This window comes from Polynucleobacter sp. 35-46-11 (assembly GCF_002281105.1).
On record NZ_NCFJ01000172.1, the window covers coordinates 1 to 4,758 of the forward strand.

Consider the following 4,758-nt stretch of genomic DNA (forward strand, 5'->3'; position numbering starts at 1 on the left):
AGGCAACTGCAGTGTTTCAGCGTGGCATTGGTGAAGTAACCGATATCGTTGAAAAAGAAATGTATTCCTTCGAAGATCGTCTCAATGGTGAGCAGCTCACATTACGTCCAGAAGGTACTGCCGCCGTAGTTCGTTCTGTAGTTGAAAATAATTTGCTCTACGAAGGACCAAAGCGTCTTTGGTATACAGGACCAATGTTCCGTCATGAGCGTCCACAGCGTGGTCGCTATCGCCAGTTCCATCAATTTGGTATTGAAGCGATGGGCTTTGCTGGCCCAGATATAGATGCAGAAATCATTTTGATGGGTCAACGTCTGTGGGATGAGCTTGGACTCAAGGGTGTACGTCTGGAGATCAATTCTCTTGGGCAAGCTCCAGAGCGTGCTGAGCATCGTGCTGCCTTGGTAACGTACTTTGAGAAACATCAAGAGCAGCTCGATGAAGATTCTCAGCGTCGTTTATTAACAAACCCTTTGCGTATCTTGGATTCTAAGAATCCAGCAATGCAAGATTTGATTGAGGGTGCTCCAAAGTTACTGGATTTCTTGGGTGAAGAGTCTCTTAAGCATTTTGAGGCTGTACAAACATTATTGAAAGCCAACAACATTCCTTGCAAGATCAATCCTCGCTTAGTGCGTGGCTTGGATTACTACAACCTAACGGTTTTTGAGTGGATTACCGAAGAGTTGGGTGCTCAGGGCACGATTGCTGGTGGCGGTCGCTATGACCCTTTAATTGAACGGATGGGTGGTAAAGCCGCCCCGGCTTGTGGTTGGGCAATGGGTATGGAGCGAGTTCTAGAATTAATGAAGGTTTCTGGTTCCTTGCCAGAACCCCAGGCTCAATGCGATACCTTTGTGATTCACCAAGGCGGTGAGACTTTGACGGCGGCCATGATCATCGCTGAGCGCCTGCGTAATGCCGGAATCGACGTAATCCTCTTTTGCCCTCCAGATGGTCAAACTGCTAGCTTTAAGTCACAAATGAAGAAGGCTGATGCCAGTGGGGCAGCCTATGCTGTCATTATTGGGCCTGATGAGCTAGCTAAGAACGAGGCTCAGCTCAAGGATTTACGAGGTACTGGGGAGCAGAAGGCAGTAGCCCTGGATAGCGTGGTGGAAGCGGTAATTGATGCCATAGTTGGCGCCACCGAATAGAATTAAGACATTCATTATTAATACTGTATTTATTAGCCTGGATTGACATGCCTTTAGACCTAGAAGAACAAGAACAATTAGATCAACTTAAAGCATTTTGGCAAAAGTATCGCAACCTGATTACTGCTGTAATCACTGCTGCCTTGTTTGCCTACGCAGCCTATAGTGGATACCAATGGTGGCGCACAAGTCAGGCCGCCTCTGCATCTCAGCTATACGAAACAATGGTCACTGCAATTGGTAAAGGCGATAAAGATCAAACCCTACGTGCTGCTGATGATTTACAAAAGCAGTATTCCGGATCAAGTTACGCGGCAATGTCGAGTTTAGTGGCTGCAAAGATTGCTTCTGATGCAGGTGATATTCAAAAATCGATTGAATATTTGCGCTGGGCTGCTAAGAATTCATCAGACATGGGGTACTTAGCTCTAGCTAAGTTGCGCTTAAGCGCTCAATTAATTGAGCTTGGTACAGAAAAAGATTTTGCAGAAGCTGATGCAATCCTCAAAGATAAGCCCGTTGCAGGTTTTGAGGCATTGTGGTTAGAACGACGTGGCGACTGGTATTTGGCGCAAAATAATTCTACCGATGCGCGTAAGAGTTACGAGGCTGCTTGGGTGCAGTTAAATCAATCAAAAGAATTTCCTGAGGAGGCTCGCCGCCTTTTAAAGGTTAAATTGGATGCCGTCGGAGGGGTTGCTCAGTGATGATGGATTGCAAACGCGTAGCAAAACTAGCAAGCACAGCCCTCGTATTAGGCTCTGTAGTAGTTGCATTGGTAGCGTGCTCTGGCAGTTCGCGTGTACGCAAGCCCGCTGAGCTCGTGCAAGTTAACAATCAGTTTGAGTTAGCGCCGATCTGGTCAACTAATGTTGGTTCATCGGAGTCATTTAACTTTCATCCTGCGGTAGTGGGTGATGCAGTCTATGCAGCATCACACCGTGGCAATCTCACTAAGATCGATTTGCGCACCGGTGAAAAAATCTGGGAAGTCTCCGTGCCAGATCGCCTATCTATTGGGCCTGGATCTGACGGACGCACTACAGCAGTCGTGACTACTAAAGGCACAGTCTATGCTTATGACGATACTGGTAAGCTGATATGGAATGTCAGTGTAGGTAGTGAAGTGCTTTCAGAGCCTGTAGTTGCAGGTGGCGTAGCAATCATTCGTACATTGGATAATCGTTTCGTTGGTCTAGATGCGCAGACAGGTGTGCGTAAGTGGGCCTATCAACGCCAACAATCCGCTTTATCTTTGCGTGTTGGCTATGGCATGCTCGCAATTGGTAATGAGGTGATTGTGACTGGATTTGCCGGTGGTCGTTTTGGCATGATTGCGATTGCAAATGGTGGCCTCGTTTGGGAGACCCCGGTTTCGTTTCCAAAAGGATTTTCTGAAATTGAGCGCCTTAATGATGTGACTGCTAAACCAAGTATGGATGGTGAAATTATTTGCGCCGTTTCTTACCAGGGTCGTGTGGGCTGTGGCCAAGCGCGTACAGGCAATTTATTGTGGTTCAAGGATTATTCAAGCTACACCGGAACAGCACAAAGCCCTGATCTGGTTTTTTCTTCAAATGAAAAATCCTATGTCACTGCATTTGCTGTCAAGGATGGCTCCCAGCTTTGGGAGAACACCCAGCTGACGTTTAGAGATGTTGGCGAACCCTTGGCCGTTGGCAAGGTTCTCCTCTTGGGTGATGCGCAAGGATATGTGCATGCACTCTCACAAGCGAATGGTGAAATGCTGTCACGCATTCGTCATGACAGTAGTCCAATCTCAGCCGCACCGATTGCGGTGAACGGCCTCATCTTGATTCAATCTCAAGGTGGAAAACTAGCGGCGTACAGTCCAAAATGAATCCAGTCATCACTATTGTCGGTCGTCCTAACGTTGGTAAATCGACACTCTTTAATCGCTTAACGCGCTCACGCGATGCATTGGTGGCAGATTTCTCGGGCTTGACCCGTGATCGTCACTATGGCAAAGGTCGTATTGGCGACCGCGCATTTATTTGCGTGGACACTGGTGGTTTTGAACCAGTAGCAAAGACTGGCATTGTTGCCGAGATGGCGAAGCAAACCAAGCAAGCCGTTGCTGAATCCGATATCGTAATTTTCTTAGTCGATGGTCGCTTGGGTATGGCACCACAAGATCGTGTGATTGCGGATTTCTTGCGCAAGACAGGTAGACCAGTCATTCTGGCAGTCAATAAAACTGAGGGCATGCAAGCTGGCGTTGTCACTGCAGACTTCCATGAATTAGGTTTGGGTGAGCCATTCCCGATTTCATCAGCACATGGTGATGGTGTGCGTGGTCTGATTGACGATGCTTTGGATTCTTTGGGAGTTCCAGAGCCAGAGCCAGAAGAGCAAGAAAATGACCCCAATCGCCCAATGAAAATTGCGGTGGTTGGTCGTCCTAACGTTGGTAAATCCACTTTGATCAATAAATTGATCGGTGAAGAGCGCGTGATTGCATTTGATATGCCAGGAACAACGCGTGATGCGATTGAAGTTCCTTTTGAGCGTAATGGCAAGCCATACATCCTGGTAGATACCGCTGGTCTGCGTCGTCGTGGCAAAGTATTTGAGGCAATTGAGAAGTTCTCGGTTGTTAAAACATTGCAAGCCATTGCTGATTGCAACGTAGTTATCCTGATGCTCGATGCTCAGCAAGATATCTCGGAGCAAGATGCGCATATCGCGGGATTTATCGTGGAAGCAGGGCGTGCATTGGTTGTTGCTGTAAATAAATGGGATGGTTTGGATGCTTACGTTAAAGAGCGTGCCCGTTTGGAGATTGCTCAAAAACTGCGCTTTCTCGATTTTGCAAACGTGCATCCCATCTCTGCGAAGAAAGGTACCGGCCTTAAAGAGTTATTTAAAGACGTTGATCTTGCCTATGCTGCAGCGATGGCGAAATTGCCAACACCAAAACTGACCCGTATTTTGCAAGAGGCAATTGAGCATCAGCAGCCTAAGCGTGTAGGCATGGGTCGTCCAAAATTACGCTATGCCCACCAGGGTGGTATGAATCCACCTATTGTGGTGATTCATGGGACATCCTTGAGTGGTGTAACTGATAGCTATAAGCGTTACTTAGAAGGCCGCTTTAGGGATGTATTTAAGTTACGCGGCACGCCATTACGTATTCAGATGAATACTGCCAAAAACCCCTATGTTGATGCGGACAAAGGTAAAAAAGGCAAAAAGAAGTAAGAAGTTAAAAATAGCGGTACAGTTTTGATATGGTTTAAGTATGTTTTGACTAAGTTTTAGCCAAGTTTTAGTTAGGGGGCTTGATTTTTGAATATCAGACCCCTTATGTTGGAGGTAGACATTCGCAGTTAGTAGCACTAAGTAGTAATAAGCAGCGCATAAATAAAAAAGCAAGACTCCCAAAAAAGAAGCAACGAATAAAAATCAATAAGGAGCAGTATGAATAACAGCAAAATCCAATTACTACAGGATCCGTTTCTCAATGCCTTGCGCAAAGAGCATGTCCCTGTATCCATCTATCTTGTTAACGGAATCAAACTGCAAGGCAATATTGAATCATTTGATCAGTATGTAGTGCTCTTGCGTAATACCGTAACGC

The 4,758-nt window shown here is 46.4% G+C and carries 5 protein-coding genes; all 5 read left to right on the forward strand.

Going from position 1 to position 4,758, the window contains the following annotated elements; genetic code table 11:
- Nucleotides 1-1,157, forward strand: a 1,157-nt coding sequence (gene hisS / locus B7Y67_RS11055) for a histidine--tRNA ligase (RefSeq protein WP_293598691.1), incomplete at its 5' end; no start/stop codon positions are given.
- Nucleotides 1,158-1,204: 47 nt separating this feature from the next.
- On the forward strand, nt 1,205-1,864 hold the full coding sequence (locus tag B7Y67_RS11060) for a tetratricopeptide repeat protein (RefSeq protein ID WP_293598692.1): 660 nt from the start codon (nt 1,205-1,207) through the stop codon (nt 1,862-1,864).
- Nucleotides 1,864-3,018 carry an outer membrane protein assembly factor BamB gene (gene bamB, locus B7Y67_RS11065; RefSeq protein WP_293598693.1) on the forward strand — a complete coding sequence of 385 codons (1,155 nt, stop codon included), beginning with the start codon at nt 1,864-1,866 and terminating at the stop codon, nt 3,016-3,018. Before B7Y67_RS11060 ends, bamB begins: the two co-directional genes overlap by 1 nt.
- Complete coding sequence (der, locus tag B7Y67_RS11070; RefSeq protein ID WP_215300983.1) at nt 3,015-4,379, forward strand: ribosome biogenesis GTPase Der; 1,365 nt, start codon at nt 3,015-3,017, stop codon at nt 4,377-4,379. The genes bamB and der overlap by 4 nt, the downstream gene beginning before the upstream one ends.
- Nucleotides 4,380-4,598: 219 nt before the next feature.
- Nucleotides 4,599-4,758: RNA chaperone Hfq (gene hfq, locus B7Y67_RS11075; RefSeq protein ID WP_293598694.1), on the forward strand; the 160-nt coding region annotated here is incomplete at its 3' end.